We start from the raw sequence: 22,863 nt of genomic DNA, 5'->3' as shown, positions 1-22,863 counted from the left end.
TAGGGTCCCGGGCGTGGCGTCCACCATGTCGGTCCTCACCCGCAACCGGAGCTTCCGCAACCTCTTCCTCGCCGAGCTGGTGGTCTTCGGCGCCGACTGGTTCGTCATGGTGCCGCTGCTGGTGCTGCTGCCGAAGCTGACGGGCAGCGGCGTGTGGGGCGCCCTCGTGCTCGCCGTCGACACCGGCATCGTGGCGTTGCTGCTGCCCTACACGGGCACGGTGGCCGACCGGTTCGACCGGCGGAAAATCATGATCATTTCGAACCTCGCGGCCCTGCTCGGCGTGCTCATGCTGCTCGGGGTGCGCAGCGCCGGGACGGCCTGGCTGGCGATGGCGGGGATCGGCGTGGTGGCGGTCGCCAAGGCCTTCTACTCCCCGGCGGCCCAGGCGGCCCTGCCCAACGTGCTGGACCCCGACGAGTTGGCCGCCGGCAACGCCGTCGCAGGTTCGGCCTGGGGCACCACGACCGTCGTCGGCGCCTCCCTCGGCGGCCTGCTCAGCGCCGCCGTCGGCCCGTACGCCTGCTTCTGGGTGGCGGTGGCGGGGCTGGTGGTCGCCGCGGGCCTGGCCGCGCTGATCCGCCGGCCGTTGCAGGCGCCCCGCGACGCCCACGCACCGCCGCAGCGGACCTGGCCGGCGATCCGCGAGGCCCTGGGCTACATCGGGCACCGGCCGAGGGTGCTGGCGCTGGTCACGGTCAAGTCGGCGGTCGGGCTCGGCAACGGCGTACTGACGGTCTTTCCACTGCTCGCAGCCGTGTACGGGGTGGGGCCGGTCGGCACCGGGCTGCTCTTCGCGGTCCGTGGGGCGGGGGCCCTGGTCGGACCGATCCTGATGCGCCGGGTGCTGGCCAACCGGGCCTGGCTGCTGCCCGGCCTGGCGCTGTCCATGTCCCTCTACGGCCTGGCCTACCTCGGCACCTCGGTGGCGAACTGGTTCCCGCTGGTGCTGGCCCTGGTCTTCGTCGCCCACCTCGCGGGCGGCAGCAACTGGGTGCTGTCGAACTTCGCCCTGCAGGGCGAGGTGCCGGACCGGCTGCGCGGCCGGGTCTTCGCCACCGACATGATGCTGGCGACCCTGGCCGTTTCGGTCAGCCAGCTCGCGGTGGCCGCCGTGGTGGACACCCTGGACGAGCGGGTGGTGCTGGCGAGCTGCGGCCTCGTCACGGTGGTCTACGCGCTCGGCTGGCGGATCGCCACCCGTGGGCTCTCGCTCACGCAACCGGCGGGACAGCCGGCCCCGAGCGCCGCCCACTGACCCGCCGGACGCGGGCCGCCCTCTCGGCTGGCCGCTAACCGGCTGGCCGCTGACCGGCTGGCCCCTGACCGGCTGGTTGCGCGGCGCCCGGCCGGTGCGCGGCCCGGGGCCTACGGCCCGTCCCACCCGGCGGGCGGCGGCCCCTGCCGTCGCCGCGGAGCCCTAGCATGGGCCCGTGCCGACGAACTTCACCACCGGCCCGGTCCGGGTCCGGGTCCCCGCCACCAGTGCCAACCTGGGGCCGGGATTCGATGCCCTCGGGCTCGCCCTGTCGCTGCACGACGACGTGGCCGCCGAGGTGACGGCAGCGGGCGTCACGGTGACGGTGACGGGGCAGGGGGCCGGGGAGCTGCCGGCCGGCGACCGGCACCTCGTCGTACGCGCCATGCGGGCGGCCTTCGACGCGCTCGGCGGTCAGCCGCCGGGGCTCGCGGTGGAGTGCGTCAACCGCATCCCGCAGGCGCGCGGGTTGGGTTCCTCGTCCGCGGCGATCGTCGCCGGGGTGCTGCTGGCCCGAGCACTGGTCGGCGACGGCGAGGCCCGCCTCGACGACGCCGCCGCGCTACGGCTCGCCGCCGAGATCGAGGGCCACCCGGACAACGTGGCGCCGTGCCTGCTCGGCGGCTTCACCCTCGCCTGGACGGAGGCGTCCGGTGCGCGGGCGGTGTCGCTGCCGGTCGCCGACCGCGTACGACCGACGGCCTTCGTGCCGGCGGAGCGCGGCCTGACGGCGACCGCGCGGGCCGCGCTGCCGGCCATGGTGCCGCACGCCGACGCGGCGCTGAACGCCGGCCGCGCCGCGCTGCTGGTGCACGCGTTGACCGCCGAGCCGGCGTTGCTGCTGCCGGCCACCGTCGACCGGCTGCACCAGGACTACCGCGCCGATGCGATGCCGGGCAGCGCCGCCCTGGTGAAAGCGCTGCGTGAGGTGGGTGTGGCCGCCGTGATCAGCGGGGCGGGACCGACCGTCCTGGCCCTGACCGCCCCACCCGGGGGCTTCGTGGCGGGAACAGGCTGGCGGGTCCTGCCGTTGGACCCAGACGGGCGCGGAGCACAGGTTGCCCGGGGTAGACTGGGACACGCAGAGCGGGGCCCTGTTGCCGCAGGTCGGAAGAGTTGATTACGCTCTAGACTTAGCACAGCCGCGAAGCATGCGATCTCCCTGCGGGTCGGCGCACCCCCGAAGCTCTCGGCGGTAAGCCCGTCATCCCTGCCTAGGCCCACGCCGCACCGCAGTATTCACGGGTCGCCGCAGACGGCGAGACCTGCTCACCGACCTTTGGTGAGTCGGTAATCCGCTGGTTGCTGTGTTACAGACTCCCGCGACGCGTCCATGCGAGGCGGGTGCACCGAGGCCGCCCGGCCACCTTGTTTTCGACTCCGGGCAGTCCCGGCCTATCGAGGGAAGGAATCCATTGAGCGACACCACCGACGTGACGTCGGATGTTTCCAACGTCGCTGGCGATGCCACCACCGCCGCCCCCGCCCGTCGTCGGCGTAGCGGCACCGGCCTGTCGGCGATGCTGCTGCCGGAGCTGCAGAGCCTGGCCGCCTCGCTCGGCATCTCGGGCACGGCCCGGATGCGCAAGGGCGAGCTGATCAGCGCGATCTCGGAGCGGCAGGGCGGCGCCGCCGCCGGGACCCCTCGACCGCGGGCCGAGGTCGCGACCGCGGCCGCGACCGTCCGTGAAGAGGCCCGCGAGACCACCGAGCGGCCGGCGGCCGAGCGGCGTACTGCTGGGCAGGCTTCGGCGGAGCCGGCGGTGGCCGGGACCGAGCCCCGTAGCCGGACCCGGCGCAGCCGGGCTGCCACCGCCGAATCGCGGGCCGTCGAGGCCCGACCGGCGGAGGCCCGTCAGGCAGAGACGCGTACGGACGAGGCCCGTCCGGTAGAGGCTCCGGTGGAGACCCGTCCGGCGGAGACCCGTCCGGCGGAGACCCGTGCGACGGAGACCCGTCCGGAGGAGGCGGCGGGCGGCGAGCGTGCCGACCGCGGCCGTGACCGTGCCGAGCGCGGTGACCGTGCCGAGCGGGGTGACCGTGCCGAGCGGGGTGACCGTGCGGAGCGTGGCGAGCGTGCCGAGCGGGGTGACCGTGCGGAGCGCGGTGACCGTGCCGAGCGGGGTGACCGTGCGGAGCGCGGTGACCGTGCCGAGCGGGGCGACCGCAACGAGCGGGGCGACCGCAACGAGCGGGGCGAGCGTGCCGACCGGGGCGACCGCGCGGAGCGGGGCGAGCGTGCCGACCGGGGCGACCGCAACGAGCGGGGCGACCGCAACGAGCGGGGCGAGCGTGCCGACCGGGGCGACCGCAACGACCGGGGCGACCGTAACGAGCGCGGCGACCGGGGACAGCGCGCCGAGCGTGACATCGACGGCGACGACGACGAGAGTGGCGGCCGTCGCGGGCGGCGCAGCCGGTTCCGGGATCGCCGCCGGGGTCGCAGTGACCGTCCCGAGGGCGGCGGCGACAGTGGCGGCCGCGAGCCGCAGGTCGGCGAGGACGACGTGCTCGTCCCGGTGGCCGGCATCATCGACGTGCTCGACAACTACGCCTTCGTGCGGACCACCGGCTACCTGGCCGGCCCGAACGACGTGTACGTCTCGATGTCGCAGATCAAGAAGTACGGCCTGCGTCGCGGTGACGCGATCACCGGCGCCGTACGCGCGGGGGCGTCCCGCGACGGCGAGCAGCGGCGGGACAAGTACAACCCGCTGGTGCGGCTGGACACCATCAACGGGATGGAGCCGGACGAGGCGAAGCACCGGCCGGAGTTCTACAAGCTCACTCCGCTCTACCCGCAGGAGCGCCTGCGGTTGGAGACGGAGCCGCACATCCTGACCACCCGGGTCATCGACCTCGTCATGCCGATCGGCAAGGGCCAGCGGGCACTCATCCAGTCGCCGCCCAAGGCGGGTAAGACGATGGTGCTCCAGGCGATCGCCAACGCGATCACGCACAACAACCCGGAGTGCCACCTGATGGTGGTGCTGGTTGACGAGCGGCCCGAAGAGGTCACCGACATGCAGCGGTCGATCAAGGGCGAGGTCGTCGCGGCCACGTTCGACCGTCCGCCGCAGGACCACACGACGGTGGCGGAGCTGGCGATCGAGCGGGCGAAGCGCCTGGTCGAGCTGGGGCACGACGTGGTCGTGCTGCTCGACTCGGTGACCCGCCTCGGCCGGTCGTACAACCTGGCGGCGCCGGCCAGCGGCCGGATCATGTCGGGTGGTATCGACTCCACCGCCCTGTACCCGCCGAAGCGCTTCCTCGGCGCGGCTCGCAACATCGAGAACGGCGGCTCGCTGACCATCATCGCCACGGCGCTGGTGGAGACCGGATCCATGGCGGACACGGTCATCTTCGAGGAGTTCAAGGGCACCGGCAACGCGGAGCTCAAGCTGGACCGGAAGATCGCCGACAAGCGCACCTTCCCGGCCATCGACGTCAACCCGTCCGGCACCCGTAAGGAAGAGGTGCTGCTCGCGCCGGAGGAGCTGGCCATCCTCCACAAGCTCCGCAAGGTCCTGCACTCGCTGGACTCGCAGGCGGCGATGGACCTGCTGCTCGACAAGCTCAAGAAGACCCGCACCAACATCGAGTTCCTGATGCAGATCGCGAAGTCCACGCCGGGGGAGTGACCCTTCCCAGGTGAGGCGAGCGAGAAGGGCACGGCCGGTGGCCGTGCCCTTCTCGCGTCCGCGCGCCGCGTTGCCGTCGGGGCCGCGTTGCTCCACCTGCGCCGATTCGTATCCGGTGCTGACTCTCGGTGAGACCCGGAGTCTCAGACCCGGCCTCACTCTGTGTAGCTGATTTTTCCCCCCAGGACGCCGGCCGATTCGGGTCAGCGTTGCCGATGCCTGCTGACCAGGCGTTTCTCCGGCGACCTCGAGCCGAGCCTGGCACCCCTGCGGCCCCTTTGCTCTGCAGCCACCGACGCACCGCTGACGCAGGGTGTGCGGTGCCGATATGGGTGCAGAGCAAAGGGGGCGGCGTGCAGGTGCGGAGCACCGATTCCCGGTCACGATCCGTGACGCCAAGCGGGCATCGTCGCCTTCCCGCCGCACCACAGTTGGCTGGAGTTTTCCTTCGCGATGTGCGGCGGGTATTGAAACTTCTATTCACCGTCCGGTTGACTGTCGCCCATGCGTACCCGCAGACGTTCCTCCCGGCTCGCAGGCGTCCTCCTGCTGACGCCGCTGCTCACCCTGGTCGGCACAGTGCCGGCGACCGCCGGTGCGCCGGCACCGGCCACCGACCCCTTCCAGACCGCGGCCGAGGACGCACCGCGTGCCTCCTCGCACCCCGCGGGCTCCGTGACACTCGCCGCCGATCCGGCGGCGAGCACGTCGGCCGCGGCGCCGACCGGCGTGGCGCCGGCCGGCGGGCTGGAGACCGCGAAGACCACCCGCCCGGTCGCGCCGGGCCTCGCCCTGACCTCCTTCGACCGGTACGACGCCGACGGCTGGCTGCGCGCCGACGCGCTCACCGCCGACCTCGACGGCGGCCTCACCGTGGACTATGTCAACGCCGGCGCCGTCAGCCGCGCCGAGCCGCTGCGCGGCACCATCGACGAGGCCCGCGCCGTCGCCGCGGTCAACGGCGACTTCTTCGACATCAACAACTCCGGTGCCGCCCAGGGCGTCGGCATCCGCGACGGGCAACTGGTCCAGTCAGCGGTCAGCGGTCACCGCAACGCCGTCGCGATCACCACCGAGGGGCTGGGGCGGGTGATCGAGGTGAACTTCGACGGCACCGCGACGCTGCCCACCGGACCGGTGACGTTGACCCAGTTCAACAACATGATCCAGGCGAACGGGATCGGCGTGTTCACCGCGCTCTGGGGGTCGTACACCCGGGAACGGGCGGTCAGCGGCGCGGACCGCGTCACCGAGGTCACGGTGGTCGACGGTCGTGTCGCCACCGTCGGCCCCACGGCCGGAACCGGACCGATCCCGGCCGGCACCACCGTGCTTCTCGGCCGCGACGCCGGCGCGGACGCCCTCGCCGGGCTGCGCCCCGGCGATGCGGTGACGGTCGCCTGGCAGCCCAAGCCGACCGACGGCAGCAACCTGCACGCGGCGGTCGGCGGCGGCAACGTGCTGGTCCGCGACGGAGTGGTGCAGAGCATCGCCGACGCGTCGCTGGCCCCGCGCACGTCCGTCGGCTTCTCCGCCGACGGCCGCCGCATGATCATGATGACCGTGGACGGCCGGCAGGTCGACAGCCGCGGTGTTACCCAGACCGAGATGGGCCGCATGATGGCCGAACTCGGCGCGCACCACGCGCTCAACCTCGACGGCGGGGGCTCCTCCACCCTGCTCGCCCGGGAGCCGGGCGCGGCGGCCGTGCAGGTCGAGAACAGCCCGTCCGACGGCAGCGAGCGTGCCGTGCCCAACGGCCTGGCCATCTACGCGCCCAAGGGCAGCGGCCGGCTCACCGGGTACTGGCTGGAGACCGCCAGCGACCCGACCACCGCCCCCGGCGTGGCGCCGGTGCGCGGCGGCCGACCCGACCGCGTCTTCCCCGGCCTCACCCGCCGGCTCACCGCCGCCGGCCACGACGAGACGTACGGCCCGGCGGCCGGCGCGCCGACGTGGCGGGCCAACCCGGCGCTGCACGGCGTCGTCGACAGCAAGGGCCGCTTCCGGGCCCTCCTGCCCGGCAGCACCACGGTCACCGCCTCACGGGGCACGGCCCGGGGCACCATCGACCTGACCGTGCTCGGGCCGCTGGCCCGCATCGACTCCACCGTGGACCGGGTCGGGCTGACCGGTGCGGACGGCAGCGCGCTCTTCGGTGTGGTCGGCTACGACGCCGAGGGCAACACCGCCCCGATCGAGCCGGCCGACCTCAAGCTCGACTACGACAAGGACCTGCTGAAGATCGCTCCGACCGCCGACGGCAACCTCGCCGTCACCGCGCTGCGGGGCACCGGCTCGGCGCTGGTCACCGTCCACGTCGGCCGCAGCAGCACCGTCCTGCCGGTCACCGTCGGGCTCACCGACGTGCCGGTGGCCGGCTTCGACGACGCGGCGAGCTGGAAGTTCAGCCAGGCCCGGGCCAGCGGCGCGGTCGCGCCCGCGCCGGGCCACACCGGCACGGGCCTGAAGATGACGTACGACTTCAGCCAGTCCACCGGCACCCGGGCCGCGTACGCGGACCCGCCGGCCTGGATCACGGTGCCCGGCCAGCCGCAGGCCTTCGGCATGTGGATCAACGGCAACGGCACGGGGGAGTGGCCCAGCCTGCACCTGCACGACGCGCAGGACACCCAGCACGTGCTGCGCGGCCCGCTGATCGACTGGACGGGCTGGAAGTACGTCGAGTTCGCCGTGCCGGCGGGAGTGCAGTACCCGGTGCGGATCCGCCGCTTCTACGTGGCGGAGACCAACGCCGCCGCGCAGTACCGCAGCGAGGTGGTCATCGACGACCTGGTGGCCAAGGTGCCGCCGACGGTCGACGCGCCGGCCGAGACGCCGCGTACCGACCGGGTGGTGCTGCGCGACGGCACTGTGGACGGTGCGCCCTGGCGCTTCGCGGTCATGTCCGACGCGCAGTTCGTCGCGGCGAACCCGGACAGCGACCTGGTCGCCCAGGCCCGCCGTACGCTGCGCGAGGTCAAGGCCGCGAAGCCGGACTTCCTGGTGATCAACGGCGACTTCGTGGACACCGCGTACCCGGCGGACTTCGCGCTGGCCAAGCGGCTGCTGGACGAGGAACTCGGCGGAGAACTGCCGTACTACTACGTGCCTGGCAACCACGAGATCATGGGCGCCCCGATCGCCAACTTCCGGGCCGCCTTCGGCGACACCGAGCGGACCTTCGACCACAAGGGCACCCGGTTCGTCACGCTGAACTCGTCGGCCGGCTCGCTGCGCGGCGGCGGCTTCGACCAGGTGCGGATGCTGCGCGAGGCGCTCGACTCGGCGGCCGGTGACCCGGCCGTCGGCTCGGTGGTCGTGGTGCACCACCACCCGCCGCGCGATCCGAGCCCGGCCAAGGCCAGCCAGCTCGGCGACCGGAAGGAGGCGGCGCTGCTGGAGCAGTGGCTGGCCGACTTCCAGCACCGCACCGGCAAGGGCGCGGCGTTCGTCGGCGGGCACGTCGGCACCTTCCACGCCGACCGGGTCGACGGGGTGCCTTACCTGATCAACGGCAACTCGGGCAAGAACCCCTCGACCCCCGCCGCCCAGGGCGGCTTCACCGGGTGGACGGAGTTCGGGGTCGACCCGGTGAGCCCGGCCGAGGCCGACCGGGCCCGGCGCAACCCCCTCGTCGAGGGCCCGCGCTGGGTCGCCGCCGAGTTCCACGCGCACGTCGACACGCTCGCGTTGGCCGCACCGGCCAGCGTCGCGGTCGGCACCCCGGCGACGGTCACCGCCACGCTGACCCAGCCCGGCGGGCGTACGGTGCCGGTGGCGGCGCCGGTGAGCGCAGACTGGTCCGCCTCGCCGAACGTGCACATCGGCTCGATCCTCGGACTGAAGCCCTGGCACGTGGCCCGCTTCGACCCGGCCACCGGCAAGCTCACCGCCCTGCGCCCCGGCGCGCAGGTCAAGCTGGCCGTCGACGTCAACGGCGCGCGCGCCGAGGCCACCGTCACCCTGACGGCGGCCGCCGCGGCCCCCGCCGCCTAGCGGGAAGTGAGGAAGGGCCCCTTCCCCGACGCTCGGTGCGTTGGGGGAGGGGCCCTTCTCCGACGCCTGTGTGAGACCGCACGGCCCCGCGCCGGTGACCGGTGCGGGCCTCAGAAGTCGCCCTCGGCCACCTGGAAGACGGTGAGGCCGAGGGCGCGCCACATCCGCACCACCTGCTGGCGGTCGTCGAAGACGCCGACCACCCGGTAGCGGTCGGCGATCTCGCGCTCGTAGATCTCCCGCTTGACCACGGAGTCCTTCCGGTTGTCGCCGACGGCTCGCAGGTGCAGCCCGAGGTGGGGGACCCGGACGTGCCGGCCCAGCCACGCCTCGGTGGCGGCGCGGGCGGTGGCGTCCCGGCCCGAGCAGAACACCACCCCGTACCCGGCGGCGTGCATCGCCCGGACCGCCGCGATCACCGCCGGGTTCGGTTCGTCCTCGCCGACCCGGGTCATGTCGTACGGGCTGCGCGAGACGTTCAGCGCGACCGTGCCGTCGATGTCGACCAGCACGATCTCCGGCGGCTCGCTCGACGGGGTGTGCACCGTGGCGGGCCGCCCCGTCCGGGCCTGCGGCACGGGCAGCGGCAGCGTACGACCCTCCAGGTAGCGCTCGTGCAGCCGGCGGATCCACGCCTCGCCGACCCGGTCGGCCCCGGGGCGGGCGGCGTCGCGGCGCAGGCACTCCGCGAGCGGCACGTCGGTGAAGTCGTGCACCTCGAACTCGGCGCCGTGCCGGGCGGCCAGGTCGGCCCAGTCGCGCAGGGTCCGCGACCGCAGGTTGGTGTCGTCGACGCAGACGTCGGCCCGGACCCGCAGCAGCGCCTCGACCTGCGCCCGCTGCACGACGGTGACCTGCCACTCCGCCCACTGGGTGAACAGCCGCTCGCCGTGCAGCATCCGGCGCAGGTCGTCCCGGTTGACGCGGACCACGGACGGCTGGAGTGTCCGCGCGAACGTGGTCTTGCCGGAGGCGGGCAGTCCCCGGGTGGCGATCAGGCGGGGCATCAGGTCCTCCGTGTCGTAGGTCGTCGGCGGTCCCGCCGGCCACCGGTGTCGTGCCCCGCCCGGGGCACGACGCCAGCGGCGGCCGTGGCGGGATGAATGCCCGGCCGGGCGTCGGGAATGCGGGAGGTGCGGCGTGCGTTGTCGAAGCCGGACCAGCCGTGCGGCCCGACTGCCGGGTCGGCGTACGCCCATGGCACACTGGTCAATCGGCCACCGGTTCCGGTTCACGCCCGCCCGTCGCAGGCCGCGACGGACACCCACGGCGACCCGGCGACCATCCACGAGAGGACCGAGGCGAGATGAAGTCCAACATCCACCCGGAGTACGTGACCACCGAGGTCAGCTGCTCCTGTGGTAACACGTTCACCACCCGCAGCACCGCCAAGGGCGGCTCGATCCACGTCGAGACCTGCAGCGCCTGCCACCCGTTCTACACCGGCAAGCAGCGCGTTCTGGACACCGCGGGCCGGGTGGCGAAGTTCCAGCAGAAGTACGCCAAGGTTCAGGCCAAGAAGGCCAAGTAGCTCCTCGTTCGGCGCCCGCGTCCGGTTTCGTGCCGGGCGCGGGCGTCGTCCGTATCTCCCCGGATCCAGCCCTCGTCGAAGGAGCCCTCCCGCATGAGCAGCGAGCGTCTGGCCGCCCTCCTCGACGAGTACGCCGAGCTGGAGAAGCGGCTGGCTGATCCGGCCATCCACGCCGACCAGGGCACCGCCCGCCGGGTCGGCCGCCGGTACGCCGCGCTGGTGCCGCTGCACAAGGCGGCCGGGGAACTGGAGCAGGCCCGCGCCGACCTCGCCGCCGCCCGGGAGCTGGCCGCCGAGGAGGCGTCCTTCGCCGCCGAGGCCGAGGCGATCGCGGCGAGCCTGCCGGCGCTGGAGCAGCGGCTGGCGGAGTTGCTGATCCCGCGCGACCCGCACGACGCCAAGGACGTCATCGTCGAGATCAAGGCGGGCGAGGGCGGCGAGGAGTCGGCGCTGTTCGCCGGCGACCTGCTGCGGATGTACACCCGCTACGCCGAGCGGCGCGGCTGGCTCACCGAGGTGCTCGACGCGCAGGACTCGGATCTGGGCGGGGTGAAGGACGTCTCGCTGGCGATCAAGACCAAGGGCGTGCCCGAGGGCGGCAACGGGGTGTGGTCCCGGCTCAAGTGGGAGGGCGGCGTGCACCGGGTGCAGCGGGTCCCGGTCACCGAGTCGCAGGGCCGCATCCACACCAGCGCCGCCGGGGTGCTGGTGCTGCCGGAGGCCGAGGACGTCGACGTCACCATCGACCCGAACGAGCTGCGCATCGACGTGTTCCGTTCCTCGGGGCCGGGCGGGCAGTCGGTGAACACCACCGACTCGGCGGTGCGGATCACGCACGTGCCGACGGGCATCGTGGTCTCCTGCCAGAACGAGAAGTCCCAGTTGCAGAACCGGGAGCAGGCGATGCGGATCCTGCGCGCCCGGCTGCTCGCGGCGGCCCAGGAGCAGGCCGACGCGGCCGCCTCGGACGCCCGCAAGGCGCAGGTGCGCACCGTCGACCGCTCCGAGCGGATCCGCACCTACAACTTCCCGCAGAACCGGATCACCGACCACCGCATCGGCTACACCGCGTACAACCTGGACCTGGCGCTGGCCGGCGACCTGGACGGGGTGCTCGACGCCCTCGTCGAGGCGGACCGTGCCGCCCGTCTCGCCGGCGACACCGAGCTGACCCGCCGCTGACCCGGCCCCGCCGGGGCCCCACGCGGGCCGTCTGTGGCTGAATCGTTTACGACATCAGGGGGTGCGGGGTCGGGTCTTGGCGCGCAGCATCTCGCGGTCGGCGGCCTCGAAGGCGGTGCTCAGCGCGTCGCGCAGGCCCCGGCCGCTGGCACCCACCTCGGCGAAGCCGACGCTGACCCCGACCGGGGTGCCCGGCACCAGCGACTCCCACTCCTCGGCGTGCACCGCGGCGTCGATCCGGCGGCCCACCTCGGCCGCCTCGGCCATGCCCGCACCGGGGAGCACCACCACGAACTCGTCCCCGCCGTAGCGGGCCACGAAGTCGCCCCGGCGCATCACCCGGTTGATCACCCCGGCGATGCGCTGGAGCACCAGGTCGCCGGAGTGGTGCCCGTGCCGGGTGTTGACGGCCTTGAAGCCGTCCAGGTCGCACACGCCGATCACCGCCCGGTCGCCGTGGGCGACGAGCGTGGCGATGTAGCGCTCCAGCCGCCGCCGGTTCGGCAGCCCGGTCAGCGGGTCGGTCAACGCCTCGCCCTCGAAGCGGGCCGCCTCGCGGCGCATCTCCTCGTGGTCGATGCGGGCGGCGATCCCGTCGATGTAGACGTCCCGGAGGCGGTCGTTGCGTTGGGCGGCCAACCGGAACGCGAGCCGGTCGGCCCGGTGCGCCCCGGCGTGGTCGCCGGCCCGCGCCAGGGCGATGCTGCGCAGCCGGGCCGGTTCGGCCGCGCCCAGCGTCTCGGTGGAGACCCGGACGGTGTCGAGCCGGGTGACGGCCTCGATGGGGCGTCCCTCGGTGACGGCGAGGCAGATCTGGCCGAGTTGGCGCATGTCCCGGGCCCGGGCGCTGTCGCCGCCGTGGCCGAGCATCCGGGTCGGGGTGGCATCGGGGTCGACGTCCAGCCGGTCGCCGAGGGCCGCCCGCCGGGCGGCGGCGTAGCCGTACGCGGCGAGGCTGCTCGGGCGCAGTTTGCCGGCCCGCCCGCTGCGCAGGAACCGGTCGAGGTCGGCGGCGACGTCCCGCAGCACCCGCAGGCAGCCGTCGCTGTCGCCGTTGTGGTCGAGCGCCACCGCGTTGCGCAGCCGGATGCCGGGGGCGGCGAAGGTCTCCGCCGGGATGCCGGCGACGGTGCCGAGCTGCCGGGCACGTTCGATGGCGCCGAGGGCGTAGCCGTGGAAGCTGAGGTACGAGTAGGCCATCGCCAGGTCGTGCCAGCCCCACGCGGTGTCCCGGTCGGGCCCCTCGACCGCGCCCAGCGCCCGGGCGGCCTTCACGAGGTGGGTGACGCAGCGGTCCAACGCACCCTGGTGGTGCGCGGCGAGCGCGGCCAGCGCGTTGAGGTGCCCGAGCAGGTAGGGCTCGGCGAGATCGCGGACGGCGGTGGAGGCCTCCTCGACGGCCCGGGTGTATTCGGCCGTCCGGCCCAGATTGATCACCGCGGAGAGGCGCTGCACCAGGGCGTCGGCCCGCGCGTACGGGTCGGTGGTGGTGCTGGCGACCCGGTCGAGGATCGCGTACGCCTCGGCGGAGCGGCTGGACTCCTGCAGCAACCGTGCCCGGGTCAGGGCGTCAACCTGGTCGGTGACCCTGTCGAGCCAACCCACCGCGACCTCCCTGCCGGTGTGCGTCCGGACGCATCCGCTCGTGCTGCCCGGCGCGACACCTCATGATTATCTCGTGACCACCGTGCCGCAACACCCGTCCGAAGGGACGAGACGGCGACGCCCCTCCGTGGCGTTGGCGCACGCGTCCCGGGCCCTCGCCGAGGCCGGGATCGGCAGCGCCCGCGCCGAGGCGGAGCAGTTGGCCGCGTACGTGCTCGCCGTGCCGCGGGGGCGGCTGGCGCTCGCCGACGACTTCACCGCCGAGCAACTGGACCGGTTCGACGGGCTGGTGGCTCGGCGGGCCGGACGGGAGCCGTTGCAGCATGTCACGGGCAGCGCCGGCTTCCGGCACCTGGAGCTGGCCGTGGGGCCGGGCGTCTTCGTGCCCCGGCCGGAGACCGAGCTGCTGGCCGGTTGGGGGATCGCGCAGGCCCGGCACCTGGGCGCCGGGCTGGTGGTGGACCTGTGCAGCGGCTCGGGCGCGATCGCCCTGTCGGTGGCCCAGGAGGTGCCGGCGGTCCGGGTGGTGGCGGTGGAACGGGCGGCGGCGGCGCTGCCCTGGCTGCGGCGCAACGCGGCGGCGCGGGCCGCCGCGGGGGACCGGCCGATCGAGGTGGTGGTGGCCGACGTCACGGCGGCCGACCTGCTCGCCGACCTGGTGGGCCGGGTCGACGTGCTGCTCTGCAACCCGCCGTACGTGCCGTCGGGCGTGGTCGTCCCCCCGGAGGTGGGCCGGCACGATCCGGCGGACGCGGTCTTCGGCGGCGCGGACGGGCTGGCGGTGATCCGGCCCGTGGTCGACCGGGCGGCGGCCCTGTTGCGACCGGGCGGGGTGGTCGGCGTCGAGCACGACGACACGCACGGCGCGGCGGTGCCCGACCTGCTCGCCGGGGACGGCCGGTTCGCGGCGGTGACCGGTCACCGGGACCTGACCGGGCGGCCCCGCTTCGCGACCGCGTCCCGGCGGCCGGACGGCCCGCACGCCGCCGCCGGCGCGACGTGGCAGACTGACTCCCCGTGATGCTCTACGACTGCCGGTCGACCGCCGACCGGGACCGCGGCATCGCTGCGGCCATCGAGGCGGTCAAGAACGGCGAGCTGGTCGTCCTACCCACCGACACGGTCTACGGCATCGGCGCGGACGCCTTCACCCCGTACGCGGTGAAGGCCCTGCTGGACGCCAAGGGCGGCCCGGCGACGGCGCCGCCGGTGCTGATCGGCTCCCGGCACACCCTCGACGGCCTGGTCTACTCGCTGCCCCAGGCGGCCCGGGACCTGGTGGAGGCGTTCTGGCCCGGTGCGCTGACCATCATCGTCGCCCACTCGCCGAGCCTGCGCTGGGACCTCGGCGACACGTCCGGGACGGTGGCGGTGCGGATGCCGCTGCACCCGGTGGCGCTGGAGGTGCTGCGCGAGACCGGTCCGATGGCGGTCGCCTCGGCCAACCTGGCCGGCCAGCCGGCGGCCCTCACCGCCGAGGAGGCCCGCAACCAGCTCGCCTACTCGGTGCGGGCCTACCTGGAGGCCGGGCCCTGCCCGGACCCGGTGCCGAGCACGATCGTGGACCTGACCGGCGAGGTGCCGCGGGTGCTGCGCCAGGGCGCCGTCGCGCTGGAGAAGCTCCGCGACGTGGTGCCGGACATCCTCACCGGCCAGGGGGTCTGAGTGCCGCCGTTCACCGTGTTGCACGTCTGCATGGGCAACATCTGCCGGTCCCCGATGGCCGAGCGGCTGCTGGCCCTCGCGGTGCGGGAGCGGCTGGTCCGCCGCGGGGTGGAGCCGGGTCGCGCCGACGAGCTGCTGCACAGCCACAGCGCGGGCACGGGTGGCTGGCACGCGGGGGAGGACATGAACCCGCCAGCGTCGCGTCAGGTGACGGCCCGGGGCGGCAACGTCGAGGGCTTCGCCGCCCGCAAGCTGCGCTCCGACCACATCGACGCCGCCGATCTCGTCCTCACCGCCACCGCCGACCAGCAGGAGTACGTGGTGGCGCTGCGGCCCGACGCGGCGGCGCGCACGTTCGTGCTGGGCGAGTTCGGCCGGCTGCTCGCCGGGGTGGACGCCGCGGGGCTGCCGGTGGCCGAGGCGACCCCCGAGGGGGTGTACGCGCGCGGTGTGGCGCTGGTGCGGGCCGCCCACGCCACCCGCCCGGGCGCCTCCTCGCTGCCGACCGACGATCTCGACGACCCGTGGGGGCGTGGCGACCAGTGCTTCAGCCGGGTCGCCGACGAGATCGAGGAGACCGTTCAGCCGCTCGCCGCCGCGCTCCTGCCGTAACCCGCGCGAGGTACCCCGGCGTGTGAGTTTCCTGCGGGTCTGGGGGAAAGGGGCGGCCAAGAGGGCCTTTCGGGTCATTCTGGGTGGGTCCTGACCGGCTCCTGCGGGGAGAGCTGATGACCCGGGCACGCCTCGACAAAGTGTTCACCGTGCTGATCGCCGGCGTACTGGCCGGGCTGGTGCTCGCGGTGGCGGCCCTGCCGGCCGCGCTGGTCTTCGGGATCGGTTTCTCGGCGCTCGCCGCGCCCTACTCGGAGCTGCCGAACACGCTGCGCGCGCCGCCCACGGCCCAGCGTTCGAACCTCTACGCCAACGACGGCACCACCCTGATCACCTCCTTCTACCAGGAGGACCGGGTGGACGTGCCGCTGGCCGAGGTGACGCCGGTGATGCGGCAGGCGATCATCGCCGCCGAGGACGCCCGGTTCTACGAGCACAGCGGGGTCGACCTGCGCGGGGTGGTGCGGGCCTTCACGGTCAACCGGCGCGACGGCACGACCCGGCAGGGCGCGTCCACGCTGACCATGCAGTACGTCCGCAACGTGCTCAGCAACGACCCCCGGCTCAGCGAGCGGCAGCGCGCCGCCGCCAGCGAGCTGACCACCGCCCGCAAGGTCCAGGAGATGCGGTACGCGCTGACCCTGGAGCGGGAGCTGACCAAGGACGAGATCCTGGCCCGCTACCTCAACATCGCCTACTTCGGCGCCGGCGCGTACGGGGTGGCCGCCGCGAGCCGGCGCTACTTCTCCAAACCGCCGACGCGGCTCACCCTGGCCGAGGCGGCGCTGCTGGCCGGCCTGGTGCGGTCCCCGCACACCGACGACCCGATCAACGGCGACGCGGACGCCGCGCTCGCCCGCCGGGCGTACGTGCTCGACCGGCTGGTGGAGTCCGGGCAGGTGTCGGCCGACGCGGCGGCCCGCGCCGGTGCCGAGCAGTTGCGGCTACGACCGCGCAACACGCCCAACGACTGCACGGCGGTGCCGGTGCAGCACAACGACTGGGGTTTCTTCTGCGACTGGTTCACCCGCTGGTGGAACGACCAGCCGGCGTTCGGCACGACGGTCGACGAGCGGCAGCTCACGCTGCGCCGGGGCGGGTTCTCCATCGTCTCGTCGCTCGACCCGGCGGTGCAGCGCGTCACCGCCGAGCAGGTCCGCCGGGTCTACCCGGTGGGCGATGAGCGGGCGGCGCCGACGGTGGTGGTCCAGCCCGGCACGGGCCGGGTGCTCGCGATGGCGGTGAACCGCCACTACGGCGTGGAGGCCAATCCGGGCGGGCAGAAGAACCACCCGAACACGGTCGTCCCGCTGGCCGCGGGGGGCGGTGCGATCGAGGGCTACCAGGCCGGTTCCACGTTCAAGGTATTCGCGATGCTGGCCGCCCTGGAGTCGGGCCTGCCGCTCAACACCGAGTTCGACGCGCCGGAGCAGCTGCTCACCCGCTACTCGGTGACCGGGGCGGCGAGCTGCGACGGGTACTGGTGCCCGCACAACGCCAGCCCGACCATGAACGGCCGGCACAGCATGTGGACCGCGTTCGGCCAGTCGGTCAACACGTACTTCGCGTGGCTGACCGAGCGGGTCGGCGCGGACCGGGTGGTGGAGATGGCGGAGCGGCTCGGGATTGTGTTCCGGTCGGAGCAGGACGCGCGGCTGGCGCGCCACGGCGCGCAGGAGTGGGGGCCGTTCACCCTCGGCGTCTCGGCCACCACCCCGCTCGACCTGGCCGGCGCGTACGCCGCGCTGGCGGCCGAGGGTACGTGGTGCGCGCCGCTGCCGGTCGTCTCGATCGCCGACGCGGCCGGTCGCCCGGTGGCCGCCGCGCGGCCGGGCTGCCGGCAGGCGGTCGACGCGGACGTGGCCCGGGCGGCCACCGACGCGGCCCGCTGCCCGGTCGGTGACCAGTCGATGTACCGGACGTGCACCGGCGGCACCGCCCCGGGGCTGCGCCAGCAGCTCGGTCGGCCGGTGGCGGGCAAGACGGGCAGCTCCGACGGGTACGCGACGGAGACCGTGGTCGCCTTCACCCCGCAGTTGGCGGTCGCCTCGATCGCCGCCAACCCCGACGATCCGCGCGACCCGGTCGGTCAGCGGGTGCAGCAGCAGCTCGTGGCGGCGGTGGGGGAGGTGCTCGCCGCCGCGCTGCGCGACGAGCCGGTGCGTGACTTCGTGCCGCCCAGCCAGTCGACCGCGTTCCAGCTCACGGGCGTGCGGGCCGGCAACTGAGCCGGGGTCGGCTCAGGGGCGCGCGGCGGGGGCGGGCCGGCCGGCGGCCTGCTCGGCCTGGCGGGCGATGTTGCGGGCCATCCCGCCGAACACGACGGCGTGGAAGGGTGCCACGGCCCCCCAGTACGCGTGCCCGGGCAGCCCGCGCGGCAGGAACACCGCCCGCTGGTGGTAGCGGCTGCCCGCGCTGTCCACCCGGACGACCCGCATCTCCAGCCAGGCGCGGCCGGGCAGTCGCATCTCGGCGCGCAGCCGCAGCAGCTCGCCGGGGACGATCTCCTCCACCCGCCAGAAGTCCAGCGCCTCGCCGACCTGGAGGTGGTGCGGGTCGCGCCGGCCGCGGCGCAGCCCCACCCCGCCGATGAGCCGGTCCAGCCAGCCGCGCACCGACCAGGCCAGCGGGAACGAGTACCAGCCGTGCTCGCCGCCGACGCCCTCGACGACCCGCCACAGGGCGTCCGGCGGTGCGTGCACCGCCCGCTCGCGGATGTCGGTGTAGGCGGTCCCGCCGGACCACTCCGGGTCGCTGGGCAGCGGCTCGGCCGGCGCGTCGGAGCCGCTCGCGGTCGACCAGCGGGTCTCCACCGCGCCGTCGCGGACCTTCGCGAGTGCCGCCGCGACCGCCTGGTCGAAGCCGGTCAGCCCCTCCGGCGGGTCGGGCACGTACGCGGCGATGTCGTGCTCGTGGGCGACGGCCTCGTGCACCAGGCTCTCCACCAGGGGCCGGGCGATCGCGTTCGGCACGGGGGTGACCAGGCCGACCCAGTGCGAGGAGAGCGACGGCGTCAGTGGCCGCACCGGCACGATGGTCCGCCGGCGCAGCCCGGCCACCCGCGCGTAGCGCTGCATCATGTCCTCGAAGGTGAGGATGTCCGGCCCGCCGATGTCGAAGGCGCGGTTGACCTGCGGCGGCAGGCTCGCGCAGCCGACCAGGTAGCGCAGTACGTCCCGGACGGCGATCGGCTGGATCCGGTTGCGTACCCAGCGGGGGGTGACCATGGCCGGCAGCCGCTCGGTCAGGTAGCGCAGCATCTCGAAGGAGGCCGAGCCGGACCCGATGATCACCGCGGCCCGCAGCACCGCCGTCGGTACCCCGCTGCCGAGCAGGATCCGTCCCACCTCGGCCCGGGAGCGCAGGTGCGCCGACGGGACCTCCCGGTCCGCCGCCGGTTCCGGCCCACCCAGGTAGACGATCCGGCGTACGCCGGCGGCCCGCGCGGCCGTGGCGAACCCGGTGGCGGCCTCCCGGTCGGCGGTTTCGAAGCCGGGCTGTCCGAGCGAGTGCACGAGGTAGTACGCGACGTCCACGCCCTCGAACGCGGCGGGCAGTGTCTCCGGCCGGCGCAGGTCGCCCTCGGCGATCCCGGTCCGCGCCGCCCACGGCACGTCGCGCAGCCGTCCCGCCTTGCGGGCCAGGCAGCGCACCTCGTGCCCCTCCGTCAGCAGCCGGGGCGCCAGGCGCCCGCCGATGTAACCCGTCGCTCCCGTGACCAGGCATCTCACGGCCTCCAGTGTGCGGCCCAATAGACTCTGGCGCTGTGGCTACTGAGACGAGCACCTTCCGGGGGCGGGACTTCGACCAGCTCCGCGCTACCGACCCGCGGATCGCGGCAGGGGTGCTCGGCGAGCCGGACCGGCTGGGTGGTGGCCGGCGACGGGGCGCCGGCGGGAGCCCCACCTCGCCGGCGGTGCCGGCCGCGCCCGGCTCGACCGTGGCCGTCCCGGCCGCGACCCGATGAGCGAGCCGCGCGCGGGCGAGCCGGGCGCCGTCCGGGCCCGGCTGCCGCACCTGCGGTTGCCGCTGCTGGCCTGTGGGGTGCTGGCGCTCGTCGCGGTGCCCGTCGCGGCGGTGCTGCGCGGGGCCACCGGCGCGGCCGGCGTGGCCGCCGGGATCGCGCTCGTCATCGCCAGCTACCTCATCTCCGGTGTCTCGGTGGCCTGGGCGGACGCCGTCAACCCCCGGATGATCATGTCGGTGGGGCTGGTCACCTACGCCACGAAGATCGTGGTGCTCGGGGTGGCGATGGCGGCCGTGGCGGCCACCGGCTGGCCCGGCCTGCCCGACATGGGGGTGGCGATCATCGCGGCCGTCGTGGTCTGGACGGGTACCCACCTGGCGTGGGCCATGCGCTCGCCGCTGCCGACCTTCGAGCGGCGCGATGAGTGAGCGCGATACCGGGCCCGCGTCCGGCATTTCGGGCTGCCGTGAGGGGCCGCACGGGAGTAGCCTGACCAACGAATTACGCGCCCGCACCATCGCCCGCACGCTGCCCGCAGTGTGGGGGGTGCCGCACACTCCCGCGCGTCCCTGCTGATATTGTTCGCGACGTCATGGCCGAAGACCCACCCTCCCGAAGGTCCGACGAACACTCGTCGGAGGGCGCGGCAGGGGCCGTTCTGGGCTACCTGCTCGCCGGCATCGTGGTGTGGGGTTTCCTCGGTTGGTTGGCGGAGCGATTTCTCGATCTGCGGACCGGCATCGGGGTCGCCGTCGGCATGATCTTCGGCGCGGCCGGAGCGATTTACCTGATCATGAAGAGGCTCAGTGCTTGAGTGCCAGCACGCGCGGGTCTGTCGAGTGCGGAGGATGACACGGTGAGCGGACAGCTGGTCGTCGCCCAGGAGCTTCCCTGGCCCCCCAGCGTCGGAGATTTCTATCCGCCGGACGTGGCCGGGCCCTGGGTCACCAAATTCGGGATCATGATCTGGCTCGCGGTGGCGCTGCTGATCATCTTCTTCATGCTCGCCTACCGGAAGCCCAAGCTGGTCCCCGGCCGGCCCCAGTTCTACGCCGAGGCGGTCTACGGCCTGGTCCGGGACAACATCGCCAAGGAGCAGATGGGCGCGGCGGGCGTCCGCTTCGCGCCCTACTTCACGGTGCTGTTCAGCTTCATCGTGCTGACCAACCTCTTCAGCATCGTGCCCGGGTTGCAGATCTCGCCCAACTCGCACATCGCCTTCCCGATCGTGCTCGCGATGATCTCCTACGTCATGTACCTCTACATCGGCGTCCGCAAGCACGGCCTCGGCAAATACCTCAAGATGAGCCTGATCATCCCGAACGTGCCGTGGCCGATGCACTTCCTGCTGATCCCGATCGAGCTCATGCAGAACTTCATCGTCCGGCCGGTCACGCTGGCGCTGCGGCTCTTCGCCAACCTGTTCGCCGGCCACCTGCTGCTGCTGGTCTTCACCGTCGGCGGCTTCGTGATGCTCAACTCGAGCAGCATCTTCATCCAGGCGACCTCGGTCCTCTCCTTCCTGATGGCGATCGTGATGGCCTTCTTCGAGGTGCTGGTCGCCGTGCTGCAGGCCTACGTCTTCGTCACGCTCAGCGCGAACTACATCGGGACGTCGCTCGCCGACGAGCACTGATCAGCTCGGCGGGTCACCCGGCCCGACCAAGCTTCTGGTACACCGCGTAACGCGTGAGACCTCACGCGTCGAACAGGAGGAATACCCGCAATGACTGTTCTTGCCGAAATCGGCGGCAGCGTCAACACCATCGGCTACGGTCTCGCCGCCATCGGCCCCGGTATCGGTGTCGCCCTGGTCTTCGCGGCCTACATCCAGTCGAGCGCGCGCCAGCCGGAGTCCGCCGGCTACAACCGGACCTGGCTGATCCTGGGCTTCGCCCTGGTCGAGGCGCTCGCGCTCTTCGGCCTGGTGCTCGCCTTCGCCGTCGGCGGCTGACGAGAGCTCTCTCCCGACCCGGAGGTCTGACATGTTCCTCGCCGCCGAAGGCGCGCACAACCCCATCCTGCCGATCTGGCAGGAGATGGTCATCGGGACGATCTCCTTCGCCCTGCTCTGCTTCGTCCTGCTGAAGTTCGTCATGCCCCGCATGGAGGCGATGTACCAGGCGCGGGTCGACGCGATCGAGGGTGGCCTCAAGCGGGCCGAGGCCGCCCAGGCCGAGGCGAACCAGGTGCTGGAGCAGTACCGGACCCAGCTCGCCGAGGTACGCAACGAGGCGGCCCGGATCCGGGACGACGCCCGAGCCGACGCCGAGGGCATCCGTCAGGACGTCCTCGCCAAGGCGCGGGAGGAGTCCGACCGGATCATCGCGGCCGGCAAGGAGCAGCTCGCCGCCGAGCGGGCCACCATCTCGCGCGAACTGCGCACGGAGGTCGGCACGATCGCGGTCGAACTGGCCAGCAAGATCGTTGGCGAGTCCCTCGCCGACGAGGCCCGTCGCAAGGGCACCGTCGACCGGTTCCTGAGCAACCTCGAGAGCGCGGGGGCCCGCTGATGCAGGCCGCCAGCCGGGAGTCGTACAAGATCGCGGCCGAGCGCCTCGACGCGTACGTCCGCGGCACGGAGCCGTCGGCGGTGGCCACCACCGCCGCCGACATCCTCTCCGTCGCCGACCTGCTGCGGCGCGAGCCGCGGCTGCGCCGGGCGCTCTCCGACCCGGCGCGCTCCGGTGCCGACCGGGCCGCCCTGCTCGGCGAGCTGCTGCGCGGCAAGGTCGGCGCCGAGGCGCTGGACCTGGTCGCCTCGCTGGTCGCCAACCGCTGGTCGGCGCCGTCGGAGCTGCTCGGCGGCACCGAGCGGCTCGGCGTGGAGGCGCTGCTCGCCAGCGCGGACACCGCCGGCGACCTCGGTGAGGTCGAGGACGAGCTGTTCCGCTTCGGTCAGGTGGTCGCCGGTCAGCCCGCGCTCTCCAACGCGCTGGCCGACCCGATCGCCCCGGTGGGGCAGCGGGCCGCCCTGGCCCGCGAGCTGCTCAGCGGCAAGGCCCGCCCGGTCACCGTCGGCCTCGTCGAGGTCGCGCTGAGCGGGTTCGGGGGACGCTCCTTCGTCGGGGCGCTCACCCGGCTGGTCGAGCTGGCCGCCGACCGGCGGGACCGGCAGGTGGCGTACGTGACCGCCGCGGCCCCGTTGAGTGAAGACGACGAGCGCCGGCTGGGCGCGAGTCTCTCCGCGATATACGGTCGAGAGGTCTCCGTCAAGCAGACGGTGGACCCCTCAGTTCTCGGTGGCGTGAGCGTGCGGGTCGGCTCCGACCTGTACGACGGCACCGTCCTGCGCCGCCTCAACGAGAGCCGCAACGCGCTCACGAAGCGCTGAGGCGGCACCGCCGCCCAGCGCCCTGATAGACGCCATTCGGACCGGTCGGTACTAGGTATCCCGGGCCCC

Annotated in this window: 20 protein-coding genes; 17 read left to right on the top strand and 3 right to left on the bottom strand. The window is 73.6% G+C overall.

From position 1 onward, the window contains the following. Positions 1-25: 25 nt before the first annotated feature. The 4 genes from ACQ452_RS23320 (at position 26) to ACQ452_RS23305 (ending at position 8,898) form a co-directional block, all read left to right on the top strand. Complete coding sequence (locus ACQ452_RS23320; protein ID WP_433394365.1) at positions 26-1,258, top strand: MFS transporter; 1,233 nt, start codon at positions 26-28, stop codon at positions 1,256-1,258. Between the two features lie 175 nt (positions 1,259-1,433). Beyond that, positions 1,434-2,378: a homoserine kinase gene (gene thrB, locus ACQ452_RS23315; RefSeq protein WP_433387321.1), complete on the top strand. Its 945-nt coding sequence runs from the start codon at positions 1,434-1,436 to the stop codon at positions 2,376-2,378. Between the two features lie 295 nt (positions 2,379-2,673). Further along, positions 2,674-4,899 (top strand): transcription termination factor Rho, encoded by a 2,226-nt coding sequence (gene rho / locus ACQ452_RS23310; protein ID WP_433387319.1) that lies wholly within the window; start codon positions 2,674-2,676, stop codon positions 4,897-4,899. Between the two features lie 504 nt (positions 4,900-5,403). Further along, positions 5,404-8,898: a phosphodiester glycosidase family protein gene (locus tag ACQ452_RS23305; RefSeq protein WP_433387318.1), complete on the top strand. Its 3,495-nt coding sequence runs from the start codon at positions 5,404-5,406 to the stop codon at positions 8,896-8,898. A 110-nt stretch (positions 8,899-9,008) separates the two neighbouring features. Here the strand turns inward: ACQ452_RS23305 and ACQ452_RS23300 are convergent, their stop codons facing one another. Continuing rightward, complete coding sequence (locus tag ACQ452_RS23300; protein ID WP_433387317.1) at positions 9,009-9,905, bottom strand: AAA family ATPase; 897 nt, start codon at positions 9,903-9,905, stop codon at positions 9,009-9,011. A 299-nt stretch (positions 9,906-10,204) separates the two neighbouring features. Here ACQ452_RS23300 and rpmE point away from each other — a divergent pair, with 299 nt between their 5' ends. After that, on the top strand, positions 10,205-10,429 hold the full coding sequence (gene rpmE / locus ACQ452_RS23295; protein ID WP_088998650.1) for a 50S ribosomal protein L31: 225 nt from the start codon (positions 10,205-10,207) through the stop codon (positions 10,427-10,429). A gap of 93 nt (positions 10,430-10,522) precedes the next feature. Continuing rightward, on the top strand, positions 10,523-11,611 hold the full coding sequence (gene prfA / locus ACQ452_RS23290) for a peptide chain release factor 1 (protein WP_433387315.1): 1,089 nt from the start codon (positions 10,523-10,525) through the stop codon (positions 11,609-11,611). A 54-nt stretch (positions 11,612-11,665) separates the two neighbouring features. Here prfA and ACQ452_RS23285 read toward each other — a convergent pair whose 3' ends face one another. After that, positions 11,666-13,216 (bottom strand): GGDEF domain-containing protein, encoded by a 1,551-nt coding sequence (locus tag ACQ452_RS23285; protein ID WP_433387313.1) that lies wholly within the window; start codon positions 13,214-13,216, stop codon positions 11,666-11,668. Between the two features lie 82 nt (positions 13,217-13,298). Between ACQ452_RS23285 and prmC the strand changes: the two genes are divergently transcribed. The 4 genes from prmC (at position 13,299) to ACQ452_RS23265 (ending at position 17,721) form a co-directional block, all read left to right on the top strand. Then, positions 13,299-14,237, top strand: a complete 939-nt coding sequence (prmC, locus tag ACQ452_RS23280) for a peptide chain release factor N(5)-glutamine methyltransferase (protein ID WP_433394363.1) — start codon at positions 13,299-13,301, stop codon at positions 14,235-14,237. Continuing rightward, positions 14,237-14,881 (top strand): L-threonylcarbamoyladenylate synthase, encoded by a 645-nt coding sequence (locus ACQ452_RS23275; RefSeq protein ID WP_433394361.1) that lies wholly within the window; start codon positions 14,237-14,239, stop codon positions 14,879-14,881. Before prmC ends, ACQ452_RS23275 begins: the two co-directional genes overlap by 1 nt. Further along, positions 14,882-15,493 (top strand): phosphotyrosine protein phosphatase, encoded by a 612-nt coding sequence (locus ACQ452_RS23270; RefSeq protein ID WP_433387311.1) that lies wholly within the window; start codon positions 14,882-14,884, stop codon positions 15,491-15,493. A gap of 116 nt (positions 15,494-15,609) precedes the next feature. Then, complete coding sequence (locus ACQ452_RS23265; protein ID WP_433387310.1) at positions 15,610-17,721, top strand: transglycosylase domain-containing protein; 2,112 nt, start codon at positions 15,610-15,612, stop codon at positions 17,719-17,721. Positions 17,722-17,733: 12 nt separating this feature from the next. Here ACQ452_RS23265 and ACQ452_RS23260 read toward each other — a convergent pair whose 3' ends face one another. Further along, complete coding sequence (locus ACQ452_RS23260; RefSeq protein ID WP_433387308.1) at positions 17,734-19,224, bottom strand: SDR family oxidoreductase; 1,491 nt, start codon at positions 19,222-19,224, stop codon at positions 17,734-17,736. Positions 19,225-19,259: 35 nt separating this feature from the next. On the opposite strand from ACQ452_RS23260, the gene ACQ452_RS23255 reads away from it, so the two are divergent. The 7 genes from ACQ452_RS23255 (at position 19,260) to ACQ452_RS23225 (ending at position 22,794) form a co-directional block, all read left to right on the top strand. Further along, positions 19,260-19,460 carry a hypothetical protein gene (locus tag ACQ452_RS23255; RefSeq protein ID WP_433387306.1) on the top strand — a complete coding sequence of 67 codons (201 nt, stop codon included), beginning with the start codon at positions 19,260-19,262 and terminating at the stop codon, positions 19,458-19,460. Continuing rightward, the gene (locus ACQ452_RS23250) at positions 19,457-19,888 is read left to right on the top strand and encodes a hypothetical protein (RefSeq protein WP_433387305.1); all 432 of its coding nucleotides are present in this window, start codon (positions 19,457-19,459) and stop codon (positions 19,886-19,888) included. Before ACQ452_RS23255 ends, ACQ452_RS23250 begins: the two co-directional genes overlap by 4 nt. 164 nt (positions 19,889-20,052) lie before the next feature. Further along, the gene (locus tag ACQ452_RS23245; protein WP_433387304.1) at positions 20,053-20,274 is read left to right on the top strand and encodes a hypothetical protein; all 222 of its coding nucleotides are present in this window, start codon (positions 20,053-20,055) and stop codon (positions 20,272-20,274) included. After that, a complete protein-coding gene (atpB, locus tag ACQ452_RS23240; RefSeq protein WP_433387303.1) occupies positions 20,275-21,096 on the top strand; it encodes a F0F1 ATP synthase subunit A in 822 nt (273 codons plus the stop codon). It begins immediately after the preceding gene. Between the two features lie 90 nt (positions 21,097-21,186). Next, positions 21,187-21,414, top strand: coding sequence for an ATP synthase F0 subunit C (gene atpE, locus ACQ452_RS23235; RefSeq protein WP_088998660.1), 228 nt, complete (start codon positions 21,187-21,189; stop codon positions 21,412-21,414). Positions 21,415-21,445: 31 nt separating this feature from the next. Beyond that, positions 21,446-21,973, top strand: coding sequence for a F0F1 ATP synthase subunit B (locus tag ACQ452_RS23230; RefSeq protein WP_433387302.1), 528 nt, complete (start codon positions 21,446-21,448; stop codon positions 21,971-21,973). Then, on the top strand, positions 21,973-22,794 hold the full coding sequence (locus ACQ452_RS23225) for a F0F1 ATP synthase subunit delta (protein ID WP_433387301.1): 822 nt from the start codon (positions 21,973-21,975) through the stop codon (positions 22,792-22,794). The genes ACQ452_RS23230 and ACQ452_RS23225 overlap by 1 nt, the downstream gene beginning before the upstream one ends. The last annotated feature ends 69 nt before the right edge of the window (positions 22,795-22,863 follow it).

Source organism: Micromonospora sp. KLBMP9576 (genome assembly GCF_050941805.1).
In the GTDB taxonomy this organism is placed as follows: Bacteria; Actinomycetota; Actinomycetes; order Mycobacteriales; family Micromonosporaceae; genus Micromonospora.
The sequence above is the reverse complement of the archived record's forward strand: the minus strand, read 5'-3'. Positions and strand labels throughout refer to the sequence as shown.

Excerpts from the sequence above, each read along its gene's own strand:
- atpE (WP_088998660.1), top strand. The coding sequence starts at position 21,187 with ATGACTGTTCTTGCCGAAATCGGCGGCAGCGTCAACACCATCGGCTAC.
- ACQ452_RS23265 (WP_433387310.1), top strand. The coding sequence starts at position 15,610 with ATGACCCGGGCACGCCTCGACAAAGTGTTCACCGTGCTGATCGCCGGC.
- ACQ452_RS23305 (WP_433387318.1), top strand. The coding sequence starts at position 5,404 with ATGCGTACCCGCAGACGTTCCTCCCGGCTCGCAGGCGTCCTCCTGCTG.
- ACQ452_RS23320 (WP_433394365.1), top strand. The coding sequence starts at position 26 with ATGTCGGTCCTCACCCGCAACCGGAGCTTCCGCAACCTCTTCCTCGCC.
- ACQ452_RS23275 (WP_433394361.1), top strand. The coding sequence starts at position 14,237 with ATGCTCTACGACTGCCGGTCGACCGCCGACCGGGACCGCGGCATCGCT.
- ACQ452_RS23300 (WP_433387317.1), bottom strand. The coding sequence starts at position 9,905 with ATGCCCCGCCTGATCGCCACCCGGGGACTGCCCGCCTCCGGCAAGACC.
- ACQ452_RS23225 (WP_433387301.1), top strand. The coding sequence starts at position 21,973 with ATGCAGGCCGCCAGCCGGGAGTCGTACAAGATCGCGGCCGAGCGCCTC.
- ACQ452_RS23245 (WP_433387304.1), top strand. The coding sequence starts at position 20,053 with ATGGCCGAAGACCCACCCTCCCGAAGGTCCGACGAACACTCGTCGGAG.
- ACQ452_RS23250 (WP_433387305.1), top strand. The coding sequence starts at position 19,457 with ATGAGCGAGCCGCGCGCGGGCGAGCCGGGCGCCGTCCGGGCCCGGCTG.
- rpmE (WP_088998650.1), top strand. The coding sequence starts at position 10,205 with ATGAAGTCCAACATCCACCCGGAGTACGTGACCACCGAGGTCAGCTGC.
- ACQ452_RS23230 (WP_433387302.1), top strand. The coding sequence starts at position 21,446 with ATGTTCCTCGCCGCCGAAGGCGCGCACAACCCCATCCTGCCGATCTGG.
- prfA (WP_433387315.1), top strand. The coding sequence starts at position 10,523 with ATGAGCAGCGAGCGTCTGGCCGCCCTCCTCGACGAGTACGCCGAGCTG.